21 protein-coding genes and 1 pseudogene are annotated in these 24,603 nt (G+C 60.1%); 11 read left to right on the top strand and 11 right to left on the bottom strand.

Annotated elements, in window-relative coordinates:
- Positions 1 to 81 precede the first annotated feature (81 nt).
- Entirely contained in the window at positions 82 to 2,817 is a 2,736-nt protein-coding gene (locus H8699_RS09295; RefSeq protein ID WP_249285437.1) for a transglycosylase domain-containing protein, read from the top strand.
- Positions 2,818 to 2,941: 124 nt separating this feature from the next.
- Positions 2,942 to 3,886, top strand: a complete 945-nt coding sequence (locus H8699_RS09290) for a M15 family metallopeptidase (RefSeq protein WP_249285436.1) — start codon at positions 2,942 to 2,944, stop codon at positions 3,884 to 3,886.
- A gap of 56 nt (positions 3,887 to 3,942) precedes the next feature.
- Here the strand turns inward: H8699_RS09290 and H8699_RS09285 are convergent, their stop codons facing one another.
- The 5 genes from H8699_RS09285 to H8699_RS09265 form a co-directional block, all read right to left on the bottom strand.
- Complete coding sequence (locus tag H8699_RS09285) at positions 3,943 to 4,980, bottom strand: S66 family peptidase (protein ID WP_249285435.1); 1,038 nt, start codon at positions 4,978 to 4,980, stop codon at positions 3,943 to 3,945.
- Positions 4,977 to 5,474 carry a GNAT family N-acetyltransferase gene (locus H8699_RS09280; RefSeq protein WP_249285434.1) on the bottom strand — a complete coding sequence of 166 codons (498 nt, stop codon included), beginning with the start codon at positions 5,472 to 5,474 and terminating at the stop codon, positions 4,977 to 4,979. Before H8699_RS09280 ends, H8699_RS09285 begins: the two co-directional genes overlap by 4 nt.
- A gap of 3 nt (positions 5,475 to 5,477) precedes the next feature.
- Complete coding sequence (locus H8699_RS09275) at positions 5,478 to 6,968, bottom strand: amino acid adenylation domain-containing protein (RefSeq protein WP_249285433.1); 1,491 nt, start codon at positions 6,966 to 6,968, stop codon at positions 5,478 to 5,480.
- Between the two features lie 47 nt (positions 6,969 to 7,015).
- Complete coding sequence (locus H8699_RS09270; protein WP_249285432.1) at positions 7,016 to 8,224, bottom strand: glycosyltransferase; 1,209 nt, start codon at positions 8,222 to 8,224, stop codon at positions 7,016 to 7,018.
- Positions 8,225 to 8,346: 122 nt separating this feature from the next.
- The gene (locus H8699_RS09265; RefSeq protein ID WP_249285431.1) at positions 8,347 to 9,387 is read right to left on the bottom strand and encodes an ROK family protein; all 1,041 of its coding nucleotides are present in this window, start codon (positions 9,385 to 9,387) and stop codon (positions 8,347 to 8,349) included.
- A 1,006-nt stretch (positions 9,388 to 10,393) separates the two neighbouring features.
- Here H8699_RS09265 and H8699_RS09260 point away from each other — a divergent pair.
- Positions 10,394 to 11,224: a pyrroline-5-carboxylate reductase family protein gene (locus H8699_RS09260; protein ID WP_249285430.1), complete on the top strand. Its 831-nt coding sequence runs from the start codon at positions 10,394 to 10,396 to the stop codon at positions 11,222 to 11,224.
- Positions 11,225 to 11,378: 154 nt separating this feature from the next.
- Here H8699_RS09260 and H8699_RS09255 read toward each other — a convergent pair whose 3' ends face one another.
- The 3 genes and pseudogenes from H8699_RS09255 to H8699_RS09245 form a co-directional block, all read right to left on the bottom strand.
- Positions 11,379 to 12,473, bottom strand: a complete 1,095-nt coding sequence (locus H8699_RS09255; protein WP_249285429.1) for an LPXTG cell wall anchor domain-containing protein — start codon at positions 12,471 to 12,473, stop codon at positions 11,379 to 11,381.
- A gap of 229 nt (positions 12,474 to 12,702) precedes the next feature.
- Positions 12,703 to 13,380, bottom strand: a complete 678-nt coding sequence (sigE, locus tag H8699_RS09250) for an RNA polymerase sporulation sigma factor SigE (protein WP_249285428.1) — start codon at positions 13,378 to 13,380, stop codon at positions 12,703 to 12,705.
- 133 nt (positions 13,381 to 13,513) lie between these two features.
- Positions 13,514 to 14,302 (bottom strand): annotated as a pseudogene (locus tag H8699_RS09245) (sigma-E processing peptidase SpoIIGA); the annotation flags it as partial.
- A gap of 626 nt (positions 14,303 to 14,928) precedes the next feature.
- Here H8699_RS09245 and H8699_RS09240 point away from each other — a divergent pair.
- From H8699_RS09240 to H8699_RS09225, 4 genes are all read left to right on the top strand, one after another.
- Positions 14,929 to 15,753 (top strand): alpha/beta hydrolase, encoded by an 825-nt coding sequence (locus H8699_RS09240; RefSeq protein WP_249285427.1) that lies wholly within the window; start codon positions 14,929 to 14,931, stop codon positions 15,751 to 15,753.
- A 116-nt stretch (positions 15,754 to 15,869) separates the two neighbouring features.
- Positions 15,870 to 16,745 (top strand): LysR family transcriptional regulator, encoded by an 876-nt coding sequence (locus H8699_RS09235; RefSeq protein WP_249285426.1) that lies wholly within the window; start codon positions 15,870 to 15,872, stop codon positions 16,743 to 16,745.
- 128 nt (positions 16,746 to 16,873) lie between these two features.
- Complete coding sequence (locus tag H8699_RS09230; RefSeq protein ID WP_249285425.1) at positions 16,874 to 17,287, top strand: MerR family DNA-binding transcriptional regulator; 414 nt, start codon at positions 16,874 to 16,876, stop codon at positions 17,285 to 17,287.
- Between the two features lie 51 nt (positions 17,288 to 17,338).
- Positions 17,339 to 18,682, top strand: a complete 1,344-nt coding sequence (locus H8699_RS09225; protein ID WP_249285424.1) for an MATE family efflux transporter — start codon at positions 17,339 to 17,341, stop codon at positions 18,680 to 18,682.
- A gap of 107 nt (positions 18,683 to 18,789) precedes the next feature.
- On the opposite strand, the gene H8699_RS09220 is transcribed toward H8699_RS09225, so the two are convergent.
- Both H8699_RS09220 and H8699_RS09215 read right to left on the bottom strand, forming a co-directional pair.
- Positions 18,790 to 19,608 carry a sugar phosphate isomerase/epimerase family protein gene (locus tag H8699_RS09220; RefSeq protein WP_249285423.1) on the bottom strand — a complete coding sequence of 273 codons (819 nt, stop codon included), beginning with the start codon at positions 19,606 to 19,608 and terminating at the stop codon, positions 18,790 to 18,792.
- Between the two features lie 299 nt (positions 19,609 to 19,907).
- The gene (locus H8699_RS09215) at positions 19,908 to 21,014 is read right to left on the bottom strand and encodes a Gfo/Idh/MocA family protein (protein ID WP_249285422.1); all 1,107 of its coding nucleotides are present in this window, start codon (positions 21,012 to 21,014) and stop codon (positions 19,908 to 19,910) included.
- Between the two features lie 150 nt (positions 21,015 to 21,164).
- On the opposite strand from H8699_RS09215, the gene H8699_RS09210 reads away from it, so the two are divergent.
- The 4 genes from H8699_RS09210 (at position 21,165) to H8699_RS09195 (ending at position 23,965) form a co-directional block, all read left to right on the top strand.
- Positions 21,165 to 21,959, top strand: coding sequence for a helix-turn-helix transcriptional regulator (locus tag H8699_RS09210; RefSeq protein WP_249285421.1), 795 nt, complete (start codon positions 21,165 to 21,167; stop codon positions 21,957 to 21,959).
- Positions 21,960 to 22,153: 194 nt separating this feature from the next.
- Positions 22,154 to 23,332 carry an iron-containing alcohol dehydrogenase gene (locus H8699_RS09205; RefSeq protein ID WP_249285420.1) on the top strand — a complete coding sequence of 393 codons (1,179 nt, stop codon included), beginning with the start codon at positions 22,154 to 22,156 and terminating at the stop codon, positions 23,330 to 23,332.
- Positions 23,333 to 23,568: 236 nt separating this feature from the next.
- Positions 23,569 to 23,775, top strand: a complete 207-nt coding sequence (locus H8699_RS09200; RefSeq protein ID WP_249285419.1) for a CopG family ribbon-helix-helix protein — start codon at positions 23,569 to 23,571, stop codon at positions 23,773 to 23,775.
- Between the two features lie 4 nt (positions 23,776 to 23,779).
- Complete coding sequence (locus H8699_RS09195; RefSeq protein WP_249285418.1) at positions 23,780 to 23,965, top strand: hypothetical protein; 186 nt, start codon at positions 23,780 to 23,782, stop codon at positions 23,963 to 23,965.
- A gap of 51 nt (positions 23,966 to 24,016) precedes the next feature.
- On the opposite strand, the gene H8699_RS09190 is transcribed toward H8699_RS09195, so the two are convergent.
- Complete coding sequence (locus tag H8699_RS09190) at positions 24,017 to 24,598, bottom strand: hydrolase (RefSeq protein WP_249285474.1); 582 nt, start codon at positions 24,596 to 24,598, stop codon at positions 24,017 to 24,019.
- Between the last annotated feature and the right edge of the window lie 5 nt (positions 24,599 to 24,603).

Here is a 24,603-nt window from a genome sequence, read left to right as displayed (position 1 = left end):
ATTTTGCACGGGGGCGGGTGTTGTGTTATAATATTTGTACTTGTACGTATTTTTTGATACGCATCCTCAAGGAGGCTTTATATGGCAAAGATGAAGGACCAGCTCAAATCCGGCGCCAAAAAGGGCGCGGAAAAGGCAAAACGATCTGGCCAGAATTTTAAAAAACTGCTGAAAGGGACTACCGGTACCTCGATATTTACCAAGCGTACCCGCAAGCCCAACTTCTTTTTATCGGTGGCCATCAACACCATCCGCATCACGGTGATCGCCATCCTGCTGCTTTGCATCTCCGGTGCGGGCTCGCTGGTGGGGCTGGTCAAAGCCTATGTGGAGACCGCACCCACCCTCTCGGTCTCGGAGCTGGACGATCAGGACCGCACCAGCTTTGTGTACGATGTCAACGGCAACCTGATCACCACCCTGCGCAATACCGAAAACCGCATCTGGGCCTCGTATGACGAGATCCCCCAGCAGCTGATCAACGCCTTTGTCGCCATTGAGGATACCCGCTTTTTCTCCCACAATGGCGTAGACATCAAGCGCCTGGTGGGGGCCTTTGTCAACAACATGCAAAACTCCTCCACCCAGGGCGGCTCCACCATCACCCAGCAGCTGATCAAAATGCGCGTGCTCTCGCCCGAGCGCACCTATAAGCGCAAGATCCAGGAGGCCTACCTGGCCATGGAGCTGGAGAGCGAGTACTCCAAAGAGCAGATTTTGGAGAGCTATCTCAATACCATCAACCTGGGGGACAGCAACTACGGCGTCAAGGCCGCCGCGCAGGACTACTTTGGCAAGGACTTAGACGAGCTGACCCTGCGGGAGTGCGCCACCCTGGCCGGCTGCACCCAAAACCCCTACTCCTATAACCCGCGCAAAAACTACTATACCCGCGAAAAGCCCGAGCAGACCGATAACCGCACCGATACGGTGCTGATGCGCATGTACCACGTGGGCTTTATCACCAAAGAGGAATACGAGGCCGCCCTGGCCGACCAGCTGGTGGTCAAAGAGGAGAGCGAGCAGCAGGATCTCTACGAAATGCCCCACTTTGTGGAGTACGTGATCTATGACGTGGTCTCCTTCATGCTCCAGCAGCGGGACCTGGAGGATAATACGGCCAACCGCCGCGAGATGGAGCGGGAGCTGCGCACCGGCGGCTACCACGTCTATACCACCTGCGATCCCACCATTCAAAAGACGGTGGAATCCACCATCTATAATTGGAAAAACTACCCGCGCATGGCCAACTCGGCCGACAGCCAGACGACCGATACCAGCAGCGACGGCACCATTACCACCATCACCCAGCCGCAGGTCTCCGCCGTGGTGATCGATCAGCACTCCGGCGAGATCAAGGCCATGGTGGGCAGCCGCACGCCTCCCCAGAGCATGAAAGAGCTCAACCGCGCTTACCAAAGCTCCATGCCGGTGGGTTCTTCCATCAAACCCCTGGCGGTCTACGGCCCGGCGCTGGATCTGGGCGCGGGCGCGGCCAGCATCGTCTACGATATCGCCGCCCCCATCGAGGGCTGGGTGGGCGGCCAGGGCTACCCCTCCAACTCTGGCGGAGGCAACCGGGGCGCGGTCACCCTGCGCGAGAGCATCGTACGCTCCATCAACGTATCCTCTGCGCGTACCCTGTTAGAGCGGGTAGGCGTGGAGACCTCCAAGGATTACTTGCTGCGCATGGGGGTCAGCGCCTCCCATATCGAGGTCACGCCCAGCGGGCTGGCCTTAGGTTCCAGCGGGCTGACCACGCTGGAGCTGGCCGGCGGCTTTAGCGCCATCGCCAACGATGGCATCTACCAGCAGCCCATCAGCTTCACCCGGGTAGAGGATGAGGATGGCAACGTGGTGATCGACGCCACCGCCCTGCGCGCCACCCGCCAGGTGTTCGAGCAGTCCACCGCCTGGATGCTGGTGGATATGTTGGAGGACGCGGTAGACCACGGCACCGGCACCCGTGCTAAGATCCCCGGGATGACCGTAGCCGGCAAGACCGGTACCAACCAGGATAACAAGGGCGTTACCTTTGCCGGGATGACCCCCTATTACACCGCCGCGGTCTATGTGGGCAGCGACGAGTATAAATCCCTCAGTTCGGATTCCCAGGGCGGGCGCTCCGCCGCCCCCATCTGGCAGGACTTTATGGCCAAGATCCACTCGGGGCTGATGAATATGCCCATACTGGAAGAGAGCGCCGAAGAAGCCGGCCTGGTACAGGCCACGGTCTGCGCCATCTCGGGCAAAAAGCCGGGCGGCAGCTGCCCCAGCACCGCTACCGATTACTTCCGCCAGGGCACCGTGCCCGAGGAGACCTGCGATATGCACGTGTCGGCCGAAATCTGCACCACCAGCGGCATGCGCGTAGGCCCCTACTGTCCAGAATCCACCCACTCGGGCGGGGCGGCCATCGTGATCCCCCAGGATAACGTACTGGCCAAGTTGCCGCTGGCCACGATCCAGCGCTTCTTCCCCGGGGCGACGCTGGGCACGTCTCTGGGCAACGGGCAGACCTGTACCGTACATACCGCCGAATGGGCGGCGCAAAACAGCGGTCTGGTATCCCAAGCCAGCAGCCTGGTCGCCACGGCCCAAGCCTGGCTGCCTAACCTGTCCGAGGGCGATGCGGCCCTGGTGCAAAGCGCCATTACTCAGTTGCAAAACTGCATCAATACCGGCGCCGCTTACGAAGATACCAAAGCCGCTTACGACGCGCTGTACAATACCCTGAGCACCGCCATCGCCGCTACGCCGCAGGTGCCCGCTACGCCGCCTGGCGGCGAGGGCGAGGAGCCTCCCGAAACGGAGTAGGGCCTGATGCGCTTCATCTAAAGCTTGTGCACGCTCTGCCCCCTTTATAAAAAGGGGGCATGGCTTTTGCCTGTGCGGCGCCCCTGCCGCACGGATCGATACCCTATACAGAAAGGAAAAAGAGATGAAAAAGTTCCCACGTTCTTTTATGCTTCCGTTGCTCCTTGCTCTGTGCCTGGCGCTGACCGCCTGCACGGATGCGGCCCAGCCCGCCGCCAGCGGTACGTCCGCCGCGCAGGCTTCCCCGTCCGCTTCCGCCTCCGCCTCCGCGCAGGAGGCTACCCCCGCCCCCGTCGCAGAGGATGTGGCCACCCTGGCCCAGGGCGCCAGCGAGAGCATGATCTTAGTCAATGCCGATAACCCCGTGGGCGAAGGCTTTCAGCCCCCGGCGCTCAAAACCCTCAAGTCCCTGATCACCCAGCCCGTCAAGCTGGATGACGATTCCATCCAGGCCGACCCCTGCGTGGCCGATGCCATGAACGCCATGCTGGCCGCCGCCAAGGCGGACGGAGAGGCCACCATGCGCATCCAAAACGGCTACCGCAGCTATAGCCGGCAAAAGGAGATCTTCGACAGCACCGTCAATTACCATAAAACGCAGGAGAAAAAGACCGAGCAGGAGGCCATGACCATCACCAAAAGCAAGGTGGCCGTGCCGGGCTATAGCGAGCACCACACCGGGCTGTGCTTTGATTTTGGCTCCGTCGAGGCCGATGGCATCCCCTTTGGGCAGACCGCCCACGCCGCGTGGCTGAAGAACAACGTCTACAAATACGGCTTTATCATCCGCTACCCCGAGGATAAGCAGTCCATCACCGGCACCATCCCCGAGCCTTGGCATGTGCGCTATGTGGGCCTGCCCCATTCGGAGATCATGCAAAAGCAGGGCCTGTGCCTGGAGGAGTATTGGCAGGCCCTGCAAAGCGGCCCCATTACCGAGACCGTGGATAGCGGCACCTATCAGGTCTATTACGCCCCGGAGGGCGGCAGCCTTACCCTGCCCCAGGGCGAGCGCACCATCGCCTCGGATGGGCGCGGCGGCGTGGTCGTCGCCGTTAAGGTATCCTGACCTGCAATAAAAAGAGCCTCCCGGCACAGCCGGGGGCTCTTTTTTGTTGCGCATATTTATCCTTCCGTCACCGCTTCGGGGATGATAAAGGCGCGCTTATCACAGTCGATCTGGCCCAGCGCGCCAAAGGGGATCAGCGCGCGCGGGGCGTTATGCCCAAAGCTCATATCCGCCAGCACCGGCAGGTCGCTCCGGCCATACTCGCCCAGCACCTTTACGATGGCCGCATCGTATTCCTCGCTGCGCTCCCCGTCCAGCGGCCGGCCCAGCAGCAGGCCGCTAAGCCGCTCCAATATCCCAGCCGCCCCCAGCGAGCGCATAAAGTCCTCAATCACCCAGGCCCGCGGGCAGAGCGGCGAGGTCTCAAGGAAGAGGATCACGTCCTCAAATTCTTCCGCCGCCGGGAACAGCGGCGTGCCTCGCAGGGAGTAGACCACCTCCAGGCAGCCGCCCAAAAGCCGTCCCTGGGCGCGGCCCTGCCCCTGCAATAGCCTATAGCCCCTATGGGGCTGCAGCCTGCGCAGCACCTGCGCGTTATCCAGCCCCCGCGCCGCCCGGCCGATCCAGCCTGTCGCCGGGGGAATCTCTCCTACCGGTCCACTCTCAAACAATTCGCGCACGATCCACTGCTTGGTGTAGGGCAGCATGGGGCCCTCGCCGTCAAAGTCCGAAAACAGGCTGGCCCCGTAAAAGCTGCCCAGCCCCGCCTTCAGGCAAAAGTAATGGGCGCTGGTCACATCGCTTAAGCCGGTAAAGATCTTGGGGTTCGCGCCAATCAGGTCAATATCCACATAGGGCAGTACCCGTATGCCGTCATCCCCGCCGGTGACGGCGATCACCCCTTTGATCTCCGGGTCCGCAAAGGCGGCGTTTATATCCTCGCCCCGCTTTTCCGGGTGCTCCCAAAGGTAGCGGCTGCCCTTCAAGGCGTTCTGCATCACCACCGGACGCAGGGCAAACTCGTTTTCCAACCGGCGCAGCGCCCGGTCAAAGCGCACCCGGTTCTCCGCATCCCCGGCAATGCCGCTGGATGGACAGACAATAGCCACCCGATCCCCCGGCCGCAGCCGCGGGGGCTTTATCAGCGGTTTCATCCTTCTCCCTCCCCTTTTTGCTCCATCATATCTTCCATGGGTACAAATCCGCAGGCGGCGTACAGCGCCCGCCCCTGCTGCGAGCTGTCTAAAAAGACGCGGCCCGCCCCGTAGGCCCTGGCCCGGCCGGTCAGGTATTCCACCACCCAGGCCCCCAGGCCCCTGCGGCGGTGCGCTTGCCTTGTATAAATGTTCATCAAATACCCGCACCGCCCCGTGGGGTTATCCGGCAGGGGCATCTCCTCGTACAGGCAAACCCCGCCGCAGGCCGCCATCTCCCCATCCCGGAAGATCATGCAGGCCTCGTGCCCCCCTGCGGGCAAAAAGCGGATATAGTACGCCCGGTTGGCCTGGGCCAGCGCCTCCATATCGTATTGCTCCGGCAGCGCAAATACCGCGCGCAGCACCTCGACGCGGGCCTGCACCAAAACCTCTAAGTCCTCTATGCCGCAGCGGTACAGCGTATACTCTCCCCGGCGCGCGATTGGCTCCATGCCCTACACCGCCCCTTCTTTGAGCACCACCGGCAGGGCCCTGCGGTCCACCTTGCCGCCGCTGGTCTTGGGGAAGCTCTCCATCTTCACAAAAAACTCCGGCACCATGTACGCAGGCAGGTAGCGGCCCAGGTAGGCCCGCACTTCTTTCAGGCGCAGCGCGCCCTCGGTCAGCAGATAGGCCGTCAGGTAGCTTAGGCCCTGCTCGTCCAGGGCGCTTTCCACCACCGCCTGTTCGATCCCGGGGCAGCGGTTCAGTACGTTTTCCACCTCCATAGGCTCTACCCGCTTGCCCAGGATCATCACCTGCTGGTCCTTGCGCTCTAAAAAGGCCAGCTCCCCGTCGGGTAACACCCGCCCCAGGTCGCCGGAGCGGTACAGCCGCTCCCCGGTTTCCGGGTCACGGGCAAAGTGCGCGGCGTTTTCCGCGCTGTTTTTCAGATAGCCCAGGCTCACGCCCCCGCCGTAAATGCAGATCTCCCCTACCTGCCCCTGCGGCACCGGGCGCAGGCTTTCGTCCAGCACGCGCACCCGCGCGCCGGTCACCGCCCGCCCTACGGGGAACGTGCCGTCGGCCAGGGCGCTTGCCGGCCCGCAGCGAAAATAGGTGGCGCACACCGTGGTCTCCGAGGGGCCGTAGGTATTGTACACTGCTACCCGCCCCAGCAGGTTTTTCACGTATTCATAGCGCAGCACGTCCCCGCCGCTGATCAATAGCCGCAGCTTCCCGGGCAGCTTGTCCAGGTGGTTAAAGCGTATCATAAGGTAGGGGAAGCCGCTGACCATCGTAACGTCATGGCGCTTAATAAAGGCCAGCAGCTTATCAAAGTCCCCGCGCGCGCCCGCGTCCACAATGGCCAGCGCCCCGCCCGAGAGCAGGATGGGGAACACTTCCTCCACAAAAATATCAAACGTGCATACCGAGTTTTGCAGCATTACGTCCCCCGGGCCGGGGTGAAACTCGTTTTGGAAGGCCCGCACGTAATGGCAAAGGTTGCGGTGGGCCACCGTCACCCCCTTGGGGAAGCCCGTGGTGCCGGAGGTGTACAGCACATAGGCCGGCGCCTCCGGGTCGATCTGCTGGGGCAGTGCGCCCGCTTGCGCCTGCATATCTCCTGCAAACAGGGTATGCGGGCCGCCGTCAAACAGCCCCCGGTAACGGCACTGGGTCACCACCAGGTCCGCTTCCGCCTGCCCCAGGATGTAGCCGATCCGCTCGGGCGGGAAATCCGGCTCGATGGGCACATAGCCCTTGCCCGCCATCAGCGCGCCCAGTATCGCGGCGATCATGTCCGCCCCATGGTCCATCACGATGCCCACGAACCGCCCCTGGGAGCGGGCGGCGATCCGCCCGGCAAATTCCTGCGCCCGCGCCTGCAGCTGCGCATAGCTCAGCGTCCGCCCATCCTCGATAATGGCTGCGCGCCCGCTGTTGACCCTGGCCGCCCTGCTAAACGCCGTTACGATGTCCGTCCCAATCTCCATTCTTTCCATTGCCCGTGCCATCCCTTTCCCGTGGTTCCGTCCTTAACCGCCTTTGCTCATGGGTTCTCCAACACATCCTGTATCAGCGCCACAGCCTTTTCCAGCCCGTTTTCCGCCCGCATCTTCCGGGATAGCGCTGCGGCCCGTCCGGCCAGCGCCTCCCGCTGATCCTTTACCTGCTCCAGGGCACGGGTCAGGCGCTGCTCGCTCAGCGCATCCGCCCGGACCGGCTCCACCCCCACGCCCAGCTCGTACAGGCGCTGTGCAAAGGCAAACTGATCCAGCACGTGCGGCACCGGCACGCTGGGCGCGCCGTACAGCATGGCCGCGGCGCTGGTGCCAAAGCCGCAGTGATGGATCACGCACCCGCCCTGCCGGAACAGCCAGCTATGGGGCACCGCCCCGCAGGATAGCATCGTCCCGGGCAGCTCATACCCTTCAAGGCTCTTGTTAAAGCCCTGGATCACCGCGCGCATGCCGGCATTTTGCAGGGCGCGCACAAAAAGGTCCAGCTTTTCCCGCTCCTGCCTGCTCTCAAAGGCCATGGCCCCCAGCGCCAGTATGGCCGGCGGCTCGCCCGCCTCCAAAAAGGCGCGCAGCGCCTCGGGCGGCTGGTAGCCCTCATCCTCATGGTACCAATACCCTACGATCTGGTTGCGCCCGTCCCAATAGGGGTTGGCTTGAACCACGTAGCGGCTGATGGGGATCAGGTTCAGCCGGGGCGACATCACCTCGTCCATAGAGCTTACCCACCACAGCCCGTACAGCTTGCGTATCTTATTGTAGGGCCTGGCCATCTGCCGGCCGATCAGGGCGTCTATCGCCCGGCCCCCCGGGCCTCGCGGCCTGCCGGGCTGGGCGATCATCTCGGTCTGCAGCGTCACGTTTACCGTGGGCAGCCCCAGCGCCTCGGCCTCGGTGGCGCCCATCTGGCTGTGAGAAACCACGATCAGGTCTTTATCCCTGCAAGATGCGTAAATATCCCCCGATGCATTTTTGATGATCTGAAAGACGAAATTCATGGTTTTGAGCATGCTGGTCATGGGGCTCTTGCTCCTGCCCCGGATGGCGGCCGCCTCCTGCTGGATGTCGATATCCGGCCCGATGGGGGCAAACCCGATCCCAGCCGCCCGCACCAGCCCCTCCCAACAGGGGTGCGTGCCCAGCGTAACGCCCATGCCCGCCTCGGTCAGCGCGCGGCCCAGTTCCAGATAGGGCTGCACATCTCCCCGCGTGCCCATGGTAAAAATTGCGATCTGCCGCATTGCTTTTTCCTTTGCCGGATGCGTGCCGGCCCTTTTCCCCGCGGCCGGACATATCCTTCTTTTTTACTAGGATAACACATTTTACCGCATCTGTCGCGTCTATAAAAAGGAAAAATCTTTCTTTAAACCGGCTGCCCTTCTCCCTCCGGGTAGCGCAGCCGCTGCTGCGTCAGCGCCAGCAATCCCCGCAGGTAGTCCGCCCGGTTATCCGCCCGGTAGACCAGCGCGGGCATGTGCCCCTCCGGAATGTAAGCTTCGCAGGCCGCCCGCACCGCCTCAAGGTCCGCCTGGGCCACTCCAGCGCCGGAGACCGTTACCACCGCGGGGTTCACCACCGCCACGATGGCGGCGATCACAAAGCTCGCCGCCGCGATCTTGCCCGCCGCGTCCTCTAAATCGCTCAGCATCTTCTTCAGTCCGCCGGGATAGGGCAGGCAGCCCACCTCCCCCGCCAGGTGGGTGGAGCCCGAGATCACCTTGCCTTCTACCACGATGCCGCAGCCCGGCCCGAACCCGGCCCCGCCCTGGGGGAATATCAGGTAGGCGTTGGTGTCCCCCGCGGGCAGCGCGGCGCTCTGGTGGTAGCCATAGGCGCAGCAGTTCATATCGTTGCACAGCTCAACAGCCGCGCCAAAGCGCTTCTCCCAATCCCCGCCAAGGTCCAGGCCCTGCAGCTCCACAAGGTCACAGGAGAGCACCCGCCCCTGGGCCACCACGCCGGGCAGGCCAACGCCTATGGCGCGGATGTCCGGAAAGGCCTCCAGCGCCTGAGCGATCAGCCCCTCAATCCCATCGCGCACCGGGCTTTCCAGCTGCGCCTCCCCGGCCTTGACCGTCTGCCCAAGCGCGTCGCATATCGTATAGCCGGCCCTTGCTTTTTCCCCTGCGCCGCCCGCTTCGCAGGCCAGGCAAAGGGTGTGGTAGTAGTCCGCGTTATACTGAAAGCGCCTGGCCGGCCGCCCGCCGCTGGGCCTGTCCGCGGATAGTTCTATAACCTCGCCCTTTTCCAGCATCACGCTAAGCAGGTTCCCGCAGGTGGCCACGCTCAACCCCGTCTGCTCGGCCAGCGTATTTTTCGTTCCCCAGGCCATGGTCTTTAGCGTATCGCGTATCAGTTGCAGGTTGCGCAAGCGCACCTGCGCGTTATTGCTGCTGCGGCCCATCGTTCAACCTCCGGCTTTCAATAAATATTATCTAAAGTCAGTATAGCCTTCGCCCCTCAGCTTGTCAAACCGGGCTATCGCCCTTTTTACCGCGCGCTGCGTTAGATATTCATCACGCATTCGCGCCCGCTATGGGCTTTGCTCTTTCACCTCTTGTAAGCTGAGCTATCGCCCCTTTAACCGCGCGCTGCGTTAGATATTCATCACGCATTCGCGCCCGCTATGGGCTTTGCTCTTTCACCTCTTGTAAGCTAGGCTATCGCCCCTTTTTCCCGCTCAAACTTTGGATGTTCCCCACGCATTCGCGCCCGCTATGGGCTTTGCTCTTTCACCTCTTGTAAGCTAGGCTATCGCCCTTTTTACCGCTCGCTGCGTTAGATATTCATCACGCATTCGCGCCCGCCATGGGCTTATTTCACCTCTTGTAAGCTGAGCTATCGCCCCTTTTTACCGCTCAGCGCTTTGGATGTTCATCACGCATTCGCGCCCGCTATGGGCCTAACCTCTTTGTCATTCCGAGCCTGGGCGAGGAATCTCCTTGCAACCGCTTACCCATGCCCGCACCGCCCCGCATCGGTAAAGCCCCGCTCCCTGCCAGATAAATCTTTTATCCGCCTTCCCCTCCCTTTTGGCCCGGCCTGCACTAAGTCTATACATCCGCACCTGTCCTATATAAAAATATAGAAACCAAAAGCCTCCCGAGGGTGCGGGAGGCTTTTGGTATGAGAGAGGGGTATGTACAAATAAAACGTTGTTGGTAATGTTAGGTTGTCTGTTGCTCTTTCTCTGCTGCAAATATAGAATACCCACTTTTCGTGAACGGGATACATCCAATCTATGAATAATCCATGAATTTTTGGTATCAAAAAAGTAAATGCCGCCTCGGCACGCGCGATCTGCGCCCCCGCCCCTTTCCTTTTGGGCCGCCGGGGTGGTAAAATAAAACAGAGCCGCACCTTAAGCGGCCCATAGCGATTAACGTATTGATGAAAGGGCGATTTTGATTATGAAAAGCATTGGTATCATTGGTCTTGGCTCCATGGGCGGCATGATGCTGGACCGTTTCATCGCAGGCGGCACGCCCGCGGGCAACATCTGCGCCGCAACGCATAACCCCCAAAAGCTGGCGCAGTTTGCCGCCCGCTATCCCGGCCTTAAGACCGGCAGCAACCTGGAGGCCGCCAAAAGCGATATCGTCTTTATCTGCGTGGAACCCGGCCAGTTTAAAGACGTGCTGCTGGAGATCCTCCCCGCCCTTAGCGAGAGCAGCCACATCGGCAACATCGCCAGCACCGTGACCATCGCCAATGTGGAGAGCCTGATCCCCTGCAAGGTGACCAAGCTCGTGCCTACCATCACCAGCAAGGTGGGCCGCGGCGTCACCCTGGTCAGCTATAACGATAAGATCACCCCCCAGGACAAGCAGGATATAAGCGGGCTGTTTGCCGCCTTTGGCGAGCTGCAGGAGCTCCCCGAAGGGGACCTGGCCTACGCTACGGAGCTGACCAGCTGCGGCCCGGGGCTTTACGCCTACATCCTGGGGCAGATCGCCAGCGCCGCGCAAAAGTATACCGATACGGTGGGCGAGGCGGAGATCCGCCGCTGGCTGATGGAGACCTTTGCCGGCACCATCGCCCTGGCCGAGGCTACGGATATGACCTTTGATGAGATCGTAAGCGGCGTGGCCACCCGCGGCGGCATCACCGAGGAGGGCGTGCGCGCCATGGCCGATATGAACTTAAACGCCGTGTTTGACGCCATGTTCCGCCGCACGCTGGAAAAGCGCGCCCGCAACGAGGAAAAGACCAACAGCATGTATGAGGCGCCCAAGCAATAGATTGCCTGTTAAAACAACAATGCAGTGAAAGCTCATCTTTCCGCCATCTATACTTCATTTTGTCTGCCTATGATAGCTTGGTTTTTAAAAAAACGGCGGCACCGTCCAATCGAGACGATGCCGCCGTTACTACTTTGTACCGCCGTATACGCTTTTACGCTCTCTTCTTTTTCAGCAAAAGGGAAACCCCCGCAACGCCTGCCGACAAAACCAATGCCAGGGACAGCCACAAGGCAGCGTTATGGTCATCCTCCCCAGTTTTCGGTACCGCCGTCGTGGTCGTTTCTTCTGTATTGCCGCTAGGCTGCGCAGAAGGCGTGGGCTCTGCCGGCACAGCCACCGTCTTCTTCTCTAATTTCAAAATAGCCTCTTCTATGGCTTGCGCCATTGCGTCAACTTCATCCTGCTCTGTGCTGTATTTACCGCGAACTACAGCGTTTATAGCAGCCTCAACTTTTGAAAAATCAATATAATCTTCTTTGTTTAGGGCATTGGCTTTGGCGATCGCCTCATCCACCTTAGAATAGTCGGCGCCATGCATGATCGTAACCGTTGCCGAAACATCCTCTTCCAGCGCAGAATAGTTCACCGCATCAGCGGTTACATTTGCAGAGAAAACTGCTTCCTGCGCCTTCGCATCGTCTGCTAAAACAAACACAGCTGTATACTCATTGCCATTTTGTTTGAGGCTCTCCCCCTCTTTTAAAGTGGCATTCACCGCATCAATGCGAATCTGATCTGCCGTTGGCAACCCTTCAGGGTATCCAAAGTCATTGGCAATCTTAACCGTTATGCTGATTTCTGATCCTCCCATTCCCGATGGATCAGCTACTGTAACGGATAAATCCGGCAGTGCTTTTTCGATAATGACATTGCTTGCAATATTGTTCATAACCTCCGGCGCAGAGTAAAAATCATATATAGGATAACCTGGATATTCGATTTCCGGATGCCTTTCCTTTAGGACAATATTTCTGATCTCCGCTATTACGTTATAGGTACCAGCGTTAGGAGAAGAAAGCGTTCCCTCCGCGTCTGCGGAAAGCCTTTCGTAATCTTCATCAGAAACTTCAGCTGCAGAAGCAAAATACATATCCGTTATTTTTACCTTTGTGGTGCCATCATAGGTTCGGCTCTCGGCTATGGCGGATGTCGTCGCCTGCCCAGCAAAAGCAGTGAGCGAAAAAGAGCCGTTCATCAACACCGCAGCCAAGAAAACAGCTAGGACACGTTTTACTTTAAACTTCATCGTTCTTCTCCCTTCTTATGCAAATAATACCTATCCATTTGCAATATTAGTATACCATATAGTAGGTATATTCATTGACTTACTTTTGGAAAATGCCCTTTAATGGACGATTGAGCCTCAGCGCCTTATCAGCAATTACGCCATCCTATTCGCACAAAAAAGGCAGGCTCTTTGCTCGCCTGCCTTTTTATCGATCTCTGCGTTCATTCCTCTTTATGCCTTCAAGCCCCTACATCAGCTTGGCCATCTCGCTTTGCAGGTGGCGGATGATCTTTTTCTCCAGCCGGGAGATGTAGGATTGGGAGATGCCTAAAAGATCGGCCACCTCCTTTTGGGTGCGCTCCTTGCCGTTTTCCATGCCAAAGCGCAGCTTCATGATCCGCTTTTCCCGGGGCGGCAGGTTGTTAATCGCCTCGCTGATCAGCGTGCGGTCCACTTCCTCCTCCAGCATCCGGGTCACCAGGTCCGGCTCGGTGCCCAAAACGTCGCTGAGCAGCAGCTCGTTGCCGTCCCAGTCGGCGTTCAGCGGCTCATCCAGCGATACCTCCATGCGCACCCGGCCGTTGCGCCGCAAAAACATCAAAATCTCGTTTTCAATGCAGCGCGAGGCATAGGTGGCCAGCTTGATCTTTTTGCTGGCGTCAAAGGTGTTCACCGCCTTGATCAGGCCAATGGTGCCAATGGAGATCAGGTCCTCAATATTGATGCCGGTGTTCTCAAATTTTTTGGCGATGTACACCACCAGCCGCAGGTTGTGCTCGATCAGCGTGGCCCGCACCTGCGGGTCCCCCTCGTGCAGCACGCTGACCAGCTCGCGCTCCTGCTCGGGCTTGAGCGGCGAGGGCAGCGCCTCGCTCCCGCCGATGTAGTGCACTTCCCCGCCATCGGGTGTAAACCATTTTTGCATCAGCCGCCGCAGCGCCCGGCGGATCTCCTCCCATGTCATCCCCACTTGATTTTTCATGTTCGCTTCCCCCTCTTTGCAGCGTTATCGTTTTGTCTTCGGATGCCTGTGCCCCCGCCAGTACGTCCGGCGGCATCAGCGCCTGGAACCGGTCGCCGGTGCAAAGCTCCCCGGCATAATACGCCAGGTAGACCCCCGCCGGGCTAAACTGCCCCTGCGGGCCCTGGATGGCGATCCGCTCCGCCCGCCAGGCCTTTAGATATCCCGCGTCCCGCCCTACCGAGCGGAAGGGCACGTACCGCGCCCGTGCCGCGTTTTCATCAAAGCTTTGCGGCCATGCGCTTTTTTGTACCACCATCACCGGCAGCCCGCTTTGCGCCTCGCGCAGCGTGCACCCGGTATCCAGCAATGCTGTAAAGGCCATCTCCCCGGCCGGGCCTGTGGCCCGCACCTTGTACAGGTAGTGTTTCTGGGCCGCGCCCCCGGCAAAGTACGAATAGATCGCCCGTATCCCGTAGGTCACAAAAATGCCGCTGGCCGCCAGCAGCCCCACCGGGAAGCCCTGCACCACGATGGCCCCATTTTGCAGGTAAGCCTCCTTGCCCAGGAAAAAGAACAGCCCCAGCGCCGCGCCCCCCAGCAAAAAAGTCACCAGGTAATAGGCCGCCAATTGTACGGCCTTGCGCTTAACCCCGCGAAAGCCGAAGGCCAGGCCGATCAGCAGGTAGCTTACCGCCAGCTTGCCTACCACCCCCGTCAGCGCCGGCAGGTATAGCGCGGCAATGGCGATGCCCGCCCCGCACAGGGCCGAGAGCGCCACCCGCCACCGCTTAAACTTCAGCCGCAGCGCCACTGCCGTCAGGTACAGGATCAGTACGTTCATCAGGGCATTATCCAGCAGCAATGTTTCCACATACGCCACCATACATAACGCCCCCCATACTGTTATACCTATGCACCGCAGGGATATTATACGTCTATCCACCCTGCAAAAACTGTCTAACCAGGGACGTAGTCCCTCTTAACCGCATTGGCTTTTGTCCTTATCACTTCCGTTCATTCCCGTATTACACGCTCCCCCTTGCCCTGCCTTTATCCATCCAGGGGGTGTAACCCCTCTTAACCGCATTGGCTTTTGTCCTTATCACTTCCGTCTATTCCCGTACTACACGTTCCCCCCTTGCCCTGCCTTTATCCATCCAGGGGTGTAACCTCCCCCCCCTAAACCAAACAGGCTCTTACCTTTATCCCTTTCGCTCCCACTCTCTGCCCCACTTTTGTCATCCAGAGCGCAGCCCAAAGGGCGCAGCGAAGGATCTCCGGCATCGTTTCTCCGCCGGGTGTCTCCACAAACTACCCGCCCATATCGTTTTCGCCGCGTCCGCTCATACTGCGGTATCGCCTGCACCCTTTGCCTTGTTCCCCTTTTTTTCTTCCGGGTACTGGCGTTTCCCGTTCTGATTGTGCTATGCTAAACCCATAAATAAGGTAGACAGGCTGTAAATCCGTCAGCCCGTCATCGACCAGATTCATCAAAGGGGGAAAAGAAAAATGGCACTTGTCACCATGAACTTTGAAAGCCAGTATCTGATGGTCAACCATGAGATCAGCGTGATCCTGCCGGATAAGCCGCGGGAACAATCCCCAGCCGATTTCTACGGCAGCGGCAAAAAATACCCGGTGCTCTGGCTGCTGCACGGCACCTTTGGGGACCACAGCGATTGGGTGCGCAAAAGCAACATTGAGCTGTACGCCTGCGAGAACGATATCATCGTGGTCATGCTCAGCGCCCTCAACAGCGATTATTGGAATTGGCCGGGCTTTGGCACCGGCTACAACGCCTGGGATTATCTGACCGAGGAGCTGATGCCGCTGATCTATAACTGGTTCCCGGCCTCGGACAAGCGGGAGGATAACTTTATCGCCGGTCTTTCCATGGGCGGCATGGGCACCATTCAATACGCCTGCGCCCTGCACGATCGGTTCGCGGCGGCCGCGGTACTCAGCTGGGCGCCTATCGACCTGCGCGCCCGCCTGAAGGAGGGCAAGCTGCCCGATTCTCCGCGCGAGGCCAACCGCATCGCTTCCCTGGGTGGGGTGGAGAACTACCTGGCCAGCGACATTAACGTATGGGATAAGCTGCCCGGGCTGATCGAAAAGGGCGTGCTGCCCCGGCTGTACTTCGCCATCGGTCAGGACGATTTCCTTTACGAAAACTTCGTGGCCTTCCGGGCCTATGCCGAAAAGATCGGCCTTGACGCCGCCTTTGAGGAATATCCCGGTTACCAGCACGAGTGGCGCTTTTGGGACTTGACCATCCAGCGAGCGCTCAAGTTCTTCGGCTTTGAATCTCGGGACGGGGGCAATCCCTTTTAATGTAGACCTTTTAAACGCAGGCAGGGCGGAAAAACCGCCCTGCCTTTGCCTACCCCGTAGACCGGCGCTGGGAAACTGGTATAATGTCCTTATACTGCATAAAGGGGGGATGTGCGATGGAACTGCGCGTACTGAAATACTTTCTGGCCGTGGCCCGGGAGGAGAATATTACCCGAGCCGCCGCGCTGCTGCACGTGACCCAGCCCACCCTCTCGCGCCAGCTGATGCAGCTGGAGGCGGAGCTGGGGGTCAAGCTGTTTCGCCGCAGCCGTCACAGCATCGTATTGACGCCCGAGGGGCTGCTTCTGCGGCGGCGCGCGCAGGAGATCGTCGATCTGGCGGGCAAGGCGGAGCGGGAGCTGGCCGGGGGTGACGCGCCGCTTACGGGCGAGGTGGCCATCGGCTGCGGCGAGACCCGGAATATGGAGGCTCTTGCCCGGATGATCGCCGCCTTTCAAACCCGGTATCCGGATGTGCGGTTTGATATTTATACCGCCGTGGCCGACGATGTGAAAGAGCGCATCGCCAACGGCACGCTGGATATGGGGCTGCTGGTGGAGCCGGTGGAATTTGACGCTTACAATTATGTGCGCATGCCCCTGCGGGAGCGCTGGTGCGTGCTGATGCGCAGCGACGCGCCCCTGGCCCAAAAGGCCTGTATCGCCCCGGCGGACCTGGCCGGCCAGCGCGTCATCATTCCCGGGCGCCCCTCTGTGCGCAACGAGCTGGAGCACTGGCTGGGGGATGCGTACGATTCTGTCCGCGTGGTCGCCACCTGTAACCTTTCTTACAGCAACCGCGCCATCCTGGTAGCCAACGGCATGGGCCTGTCCTTGACGCATGAATTCGATAATGGGGATAGCCGGCTGTGCCTGCGCCCCATAACGCCGGAGCTGGCCAATACCAGCGTACTGGTCTGGCCTAAAGATCAGGCGCTCTCCCCCGCGGTCTCCCGGTTCGTGGCCCATATTAAAAATACTTTACAGGCATAATCGCACATGCAATATAAGTATTAGACATTTTTATTTTCTCATTATACAATGCAGGTGTTCTAAAAAGTGCCTGCGCTGCATCCGCGCGGGCATTGCAAAAATCTTTCCGTAAAAAGGAGGGGTTCAGGATGCCTCAAACCGTTTCGTCCTCGCCTCGCCCCGACGCAGCGGCCCGCCGAGCGGCAAGCGCGTGGCAGCCGCAGGCCCCCGCAAGCATTTCGCAGGTCTGCCAGCGCTATTCTATCTCCAAGGATACTCTGCGCTATTATGAGCGGGCGGGCGTTCTCCCCCCGGCGGCGCGCACGCCGGGCGGCCGGCGCGTCTATGATGAGGCGGCCTGCCGCAATATCGAATTCGTGCTTTCCATGCGGGCGCTGGGCGTGCGCATCGATACCCTGGTGCAATATCGCCGGATGCTATCCTCGGGCCAGGCGCCCGCGCAGGCCCGGCGCGCCATCCTGTTGCGCACGCGCGCCCAAATGCTGGACGCCATATGCGATGCGCAGGAAAAGTTGCGCCGTATCGATCAAATGGCCATCTGATTTTTTTATCTCATCAGTCAGCATATAACGGAACAGGAGTTGGTTTTGGGCATGCAGCAGGAACGGCTTTTTACCCCCAGACAGTTGCGGCTTTTGGTCCTCCCGTTGATCGTGGAACTGGCGCTCAAGCTGGTCGTGGGCATGGTGGACTCCGTCATGGTGGCCAGCGCGGGCGAGGCGGCGGTCTCCGGCGTATCGCTGGTGGATACGGTGATGCAGTTGGTGATCTATGTGTTCGCGGCCATGGCCTCGGGCGGCGCCGTTGTGGCCGGGCAGTATCTGGGCAGCGGCAATGGCGAAAAGGCGCGCCGGGCTGCGGATGAACTGATGTGGCTGAATATGGCCCTCTCGCTGGTCATCATGCTGGCGGTGCTGCTGGCCTCCCGGTGGATCGTGGGCAGCCTCTTTGGGCAGATCGAGGCGCAGGTGGCCTATCACGCCAGCGGCTATCTATTTTACGTGGCGCTGTCCATCCCCGCCATCGCCATCTTTGAGGCGGGCACGGCCATCTACCGTACCATGGGCAATGCCCGGGTCACCATGAAGCTCTCCCTGCTCATGAACGCCATCAACTGCGCCGGCAACGCCGCGCTGATCTACGGCCTTTCCATGGGCGCGGTGGGCGCGGCCATCGCCACGCTGGCCGCCCGCTGGGTGGCGGCGGTCATCGTGGTGGGGCTGTTGCTCAACCAAAAGCTGGAACTGCACCTTTTCAAGTCCCTCCGCCACCGGTTCGACCTGGCGCTGAGCCGGCAGATCATGTCCGTAGGCGTGCCCGGCGGCGTGGAAAACGGCATCTTCCAGCTGGGCAAGATCGTCCTGCTCAACCTGACCGCCACCTTCGGCACCTCTGCCATCACGGCCAACGCCATCACCCAGACCCTGGCCTCCATCCAGGTCATCCCCGGTAGCGCCATCTCCCTGGCCATGGTCACCATCATCGCCCGCTGTGTGGGCGCCAAAGACTATGCCCAGGCCCGTTATTACAATAAACGGCTGCTGATGACCGCTTACATCTCCCTGGCCGCGCTGAGCGGGGCCATCTACCTTTGCCTGCCCTGGATCCTCTCGCTGTATCACCTGTCCCCCGCCACCGCGCAGTTGACGGGCGATATGGTCTTGTGGCACACCCTAGGCGCCGCGCTGATCTGGCCCCTGGCCTTTGACCTGCCCTCTTCCCTGCGCGCGGCCGGGGATGTCAAGTTCCCCATGCTGATCTCTATCCTGTCCATGTGGGCCTTCCGCTTTGGCGGCGCGTATCTATTGGCCTATCCCTTGGGCATGGGGGCGGTGGGGGTCTGGGCCGCCATGGCCCTGCTGGACTGGGGCTTCCGCGCGGTCATCTACTGTCTGCGGTGGCGGGGCGGCAAGTGGCAGCGTATGCGGGTGATCTAAGCGCGCCCCTCCTCTTCCCTTTGGCCGGTTTAGCGTACGGCACAAAAAAAGGGCCGGCTTTTGCCGGCCCTAAGGGCTTAGGAATATTGCACAAGGTCTTTGTACCTTTACAACCCCATCACATTGTGGATATACTCGCGGGAGACCAGCGCGCTTTTGTAGTTGCACACCAGCGGCTTATCCAGCTCCACGCACAGCACCCCGTCGTATCCGCCCTCCTTGAGCACCCGATAGACGCCCCGGAAGTCCACCGTCCCTAGGCCCAGCGCGCAAAAGCGGTTCATGGGCCACTCGGGCGAGTTGTTCACATCCGGGTCCACATCCTTGAGGTGGACGTACCCGATGCGGGGCAGGTATTTTTTAAAGGCCTCCACCGCGTCCATCCCCGCCAGGGTGGTATGGGCGGTATCCGGGCACAGCCACACGTATGCCGGGTCCGTATTGGCCAGGAAGATGTCGATCTGCTCCTCGGTATACACCGGGGTCGCCGCGTGGGGATGGAACACCGCCACGCACCCGTTCTCCTTGCACAGCTTGCCGATGCGGTTGGAAAGCTCCGCATACGCCTTGATCGTGGCCTCGTCGGTGGGCCGGTCAAAGGGGGCGTCCTTCCACATCACGCCCTGGAGGTTCAGGTAGGTCGCGCCAATCTTCTTCATAAAATCGATGTACTCGCCCGCCTTTTTGTAATCCTCCTCCGGGTCGGTGGAGAAGTGCTCGTACAGGTTCACCATCTCCAGGCCGTATTTGTCCAGCAGCCCCTTCACTTCTTCGGCGTTATTGTCAAAATACTTGGTGATAAAGGCAAAGTTCTCCACCGAGTCGTACCCGATGTCCGCCACCTCTTTTAAAAACTGCTCAAACTCGTACTTGTAGTTGTCCTGATGGTTGACCAGCCACGTCCACCCCGTATAAGCTACTTTCATCTTCTCTTTTCCCCTTTTCTTTTCCGCTCCTATTATGGAGCTTTTTATCGTTTTCGCCCGCCATGGGCCTTTATCTGCTTTTTTCCGCTCTTGCCACCCTGCTCTCGTCATTCGAGGAATCTTGGACGGCGCTTCTAGCCTGCGCTTTTTCACACGCCGCTTCCCGCACGTTCCTCCGAGCTGCTTGCCGCCCCTGTCATCCCAAGTCCATCGGCGAGGGAGCTTAGGCGTCACCTCTGGGCCATGCTTTTCCGCATTTCCCGCGGCTTACAGCTTTCTCTGCCAAGCGCCGTGCGCCCTCAATCCAACACGCCGGTTAAGGGACTGTTCACCATGGGCTTTTGCCGCTCAAAGCGGGATTCGATCTCCACCTTCGCCCCCGCGTCGCTGCTGCGGGCAAAGGCCGTCATCACTTCCAACACGTGGTAGGTCTGCTTGTAGCTGGCTCGGGGCACGCGCCCGGTGACAATGGCCTTGGCCATATCCGCCAGCCCCAGCGCCCGGCTGTTCTCGGGATACGGGAAGGTCAGCGGCATCTCCAGATAGCGCTTCTCCTCCGGCCGGTACAGCTGGATCGGGCCGCCAAAGTAGTTGGGATCGGGCACGATCAGGGTGCCTTCCGAGCCGTACACCTCAAAGCGCGCCTGGGTGGGGTAGTGTACGTCAAACGTGGTGGTAATGGTCCCCACCGCGCCGGAGTCAAACTCCATCATCCCCAATATATGGGTGGGCACCTCCACCTGCACCACCTTGCCAAACTTGGGCGCACTGGTGATGGTGCGCGTGGGGAAGGACTTGCGCGTCAGCCCCGTCACGGTCTTGACCCCGCCCAGCAGGTTGATCAGCGCCGTGATATAGTACGGGCCCATGTCCATCATGGGGCCGCCGCCGAATTCGTAATAAAACTCCGGGTCCGGGTGCCAGCTCTCGTGGCCGTGGCAGATCATAAACGCCGCCGCGCCGATGGGCCGGCCGATGTACCCGTCGTCGATCAGCTTGCGGCAGGTCTGTATCCCCGCGCCCAAAAAGGTATCCGGCGCGCCGCCCAGCATCAATCCCTTTTCCTGCGCCAGGGCCACCAGCTTTTTGCCATCCTCCAGGGTGGCGGCCAGCGGCTTTTCGCTGTAGACGTGCTTGCCGGCCTTGAGCGCCTCGCTGGAAACGCCGTAATGCTCGTTTGGCCGGGTCAGGTTGAGCACGATGTCGATCTCCGGGTCCGCAAACAGCTCGTGCATGGTGTCGTATATCTTGGGCACGCCGTACTCCGCCTGGGCCTTTTCGGCCTTTTCGCGGATCAGGTCGCACACCGCCACCAGCTCAATCTCCTTAAACATCCCCGTGATGTTCTTTAGGTAGATGCCGCTGATGTCCCCCACGCCCACCATGCCGATCTTTACTTTCTGCATCTTTTTCTAGCTCCCCCTTCCATTGGCGCTAACCGCATATGCGGTGCGAATGGTCTTTATCTTGATTGTATCACGCTTTACTTCTGTGTACAGGACGGTTAGAATAAAAATATAGACAATTATTGCGCACTTGAGAGGGGGTCTTATCCTGTGGTTCCCACCTATGAAAACCGCCCGGAGGATCTGGACGTTTACGAGAACCGTACGCTCACCTTTCCGCCCCATCTGCATGAGGGCGTAGAGCTTTTTTACGTGGAATCCGGCGCCATCACCGTCACCTGCGCCGGGTGCACGCACACGCTTTATCCGGGGTGGATGGCGGTCATCTTCCCCAATGCCATCCATTCGTACGTAACCGATGCGGACGAGAAAAATGGACATTTCCTCTTTGCCATCTGCCATCCCCGCCTGGCCGGGGAGGCGCTGCGCACCCTCACCCGCCTTGAGCCGGAGGACCCCTTTTTGCCCCCGGAAGCCGTGCATCCGGATATGGTGTACGCGCTGCGCGCCCTGCGCGCCCAAAGCCGCGGGGAGCGTTCCCCCGCCGTGTGCGCGGCGCTCACCCAGCTGATCCTGGCGCACGCCTTTGCACAGCTGTCCCTGCGCCGCCCCTTAGAGAGCGCGCCCTACGACCTGACCGCCCGCGCCATCGCCTATATCAACCAAAACATCGCAAAGCCCCTTACCCTGGGGCAGGTCGCCCAGGCCGTAGGCTCCAGCAAGTACTACCTCTCCCGCCTTTTTTCCCAAAAGCTGGGCATGGGCTTTAGCGATTATGTGGGTAGCCTCCGGGTGCGCCAGGCCCAGGGCCTGCTGCGCGCTACCGACCGGAAGATCGCCCAGATCGCCCTGGACTGCGGTTTTGAAAACCAGCGCACCTTTAACCGCACCTTTCTGCGCCACTGTTCTATGACCCCCCGCGCCTACCGCGAGCGGCAGGGGTAGGGCCGCTCTCCCCAATGCCGGATCTGTTTCACCCTTGCGCCTCCACATTTCTACAGATAGGGTGCGGGCCGGTATTTGCGCATTGCGCCCGCCACCAGTTTATGGTATCTTTACCTTGGAAGCAATTTTTGTTTATAAACAGGCTGCAATTATCGGCAGCGTTTGCGCACAAATGAAGGAGGAGAACGGTTTTTATGGAGAATTTTGGTTTTTACAGCCCCACGTATTTTGCCTTTGGTAAGGGCATGGAGTCCTCGGCCGGGGATCTGGTCAAGCGCTTTGGCGGCAGCAAAGTGCTGATTCATTACGGCGGCGGTTCGGCCGTGCGCAGCGGCCTGATCGGCCGGGTAGAGGCCTCGCTCAAGGCCGCAGGCATCAGCTTTGTCTCCCTAGGCGGCGTCAAGCCCAACCCCCGCAGCGGCCTGGTGCGCGAGGGCATCGCCCTGTGCCGCAAAGAGGGCGTGGATTTCATCCTGGCCGTGGGCGGCGGCTCCACCATCGATTCTTCCAAGGCCATCGCCGCGGGCGTCCTGTACGATGGAGATTTCTGGGATTTCTACGAGGGCGGCGTGGCCATCGAAAAGGCCCTGCCTGTGGGCACAGTGCTGACCATCCCCGCCGCGGGCAGCGAGGGCTCGGGCGACAGTGTGGTCACCAATGAGGAGACCATGCACAAGCGCGGTACCGGCTCGGACGCGCTGCGGCCCCGCTTTTCCATCATGAATCCGGAACTGGTGTTCACCCTGCCCGCCTACCAGAGCGCCTGTGGCGCCACCGACATCATGGCCCACGTGTTTGAGCGCTACTTCACCAACACCAAAGAGGTGGAGATCACCGACCGGCTGTGCGAGGCCGTGCTGCTGACCATGATCCGCGAGACCCCCCGGGTGATTGCCGACAGCCACAACTACGATGCCCAGGCCAACGTGATGTGGGCCGGCATGGTGGCCCATAACAACCTTTGCGGCGTAGGCCGCGAGCAGGACTGGGCCAGCCATAATATCGAACATGAGCTTAGCGCCCTGTACGATTGCGCCCATGGCGCGGGCCTGGCGGTGATCTTCCCCGCCTGGATGAAATATGTCTACAAGCACGATGTGAACCGCTTTGCCAACCTGGCCGTGCGGGTCTGGGGCTGTCAGATGGATGAGCAGAATCCTGAAAAGACGGCGCTAGCGGGCATCGCGGCCCTGGAGAAATTCCTCAAGTCCATCGGCATGCCGCTCTCCTTTGCCGAGATCGGCGCCAAGAAAGAGGATATCCCCCTGCTGGTCAAAACCCTGGGCGTCAGCGACGAGAACCCCCTGGGCGGCTTTGTCAAGCTGAACGCCAAGGACGTCACCGCCATCTACAACCTGGCGGCCGACCGGTAAGCCTCCGGCAAAGTTAAACCGAATAGATCAAAAAAGCCGTCTTCGCATTTTACAGCGGAGGCGGCCTTTTTATTTGTTTTTTTCTTGCGTTTCATGGCGTCATAATTGCGTCATTTCCACACAAAACCCTTCCCATCTCTTATAATCATCAGGTAGCGTAGTCGCAAATGTATGCGGAAAAAGCATCTTTATCCGGCAGCGCATCTCGATTACGATAGGATAGGAGGGATAAGACGATGCACGATAACTTTATACCCAAACCCTATCGCAAAAATCCAATCACCATCCGCATCCCGCCGGATAAGATCGAGCAGATCGATCAACTGGCGGCGCAATACGATATAAGCCGCAGCAGCCTGATCAACCAGTGTATCGATTATGGGCTTGATCACCTCCTGCGCGATCAGGATGATCGCGGGCCCGGGCCTTCGGGCGGGGTGTAAGCGTATGCCCTCGATCAAAGCCTGCGCCAATTATTTTTGCGTCTATAACGCCTCAAACCGCTGCACGTTGGAGCAGATCTCGCTGGACGTGCAGGGCGGCTGTGAGGATTGTATCTATATCACCCTGGCCGGATGGAAGCTAAAGCGCCTGCGCATCAAGACCCTTAAAGCGCTGGGCGGGCGGCGCTGATCCATAACGCAAAAGGCGCGCGGTCTCCCGCGCGCCTCCTCTTATCCCCGGCTATTCCAGTCCCAGCGCGTGCATCTGCTCATCCACGCTGGCCTCGCAGGCCTTCATGGCCTCCAGCGTCCTGGCGATCAGCTCGTCCAGCCCCCAGCCCAGCATCTCGGCCCCGTTTGCGATCACCTCGCGGGAGCAGCCCGCCGCAAAGCCCGCACTCTTGTACTTTTTCTTGACGGATTTGGGCTCCATGTCCTGCACGCTCTTGCTGGGCCGCATTTTTGCCGCCGCGCCGATCAGGCCGGTCAGCTCGTCGCAGGCGTACAGCACCTTTTCCATCTCCTGCTCCGGGGCTATATCCACCGTGAGGCCGTAGCCATGGCTGGCCGCCGCGCGGATCATTTCCTCGGGCAGCCCCGCTTCCCGCATCATCTCCTGGCCCTTGATGCAGTGCGCCTCCGGGTACAGCTCAAAATCCAGGTCGTGCAGCAGCCCCACCAGGCCCCAGAAATCCTCCTGCTCGCCATAGCCCAGTTCCCGGGCAAAGTAGCGCATCACGCCCTCCACCGTCAGCCCATGGCGGATGTGGAAGGGTTCTTTGTTATATTGTTGCAGCAGTCCAAGCGCCGCCTCCCGCGTCATCATCG

The sequence above is a fragment of the Luoshenia tenuis genome, assembly GCF_014384745.1.
Taxonomy (GTDB): Bacteria; Bacillota; Clostridia; order Christensenellales.
This window is presented reverse-complemented; position numbering and strand designations above follow the sequence as displayed.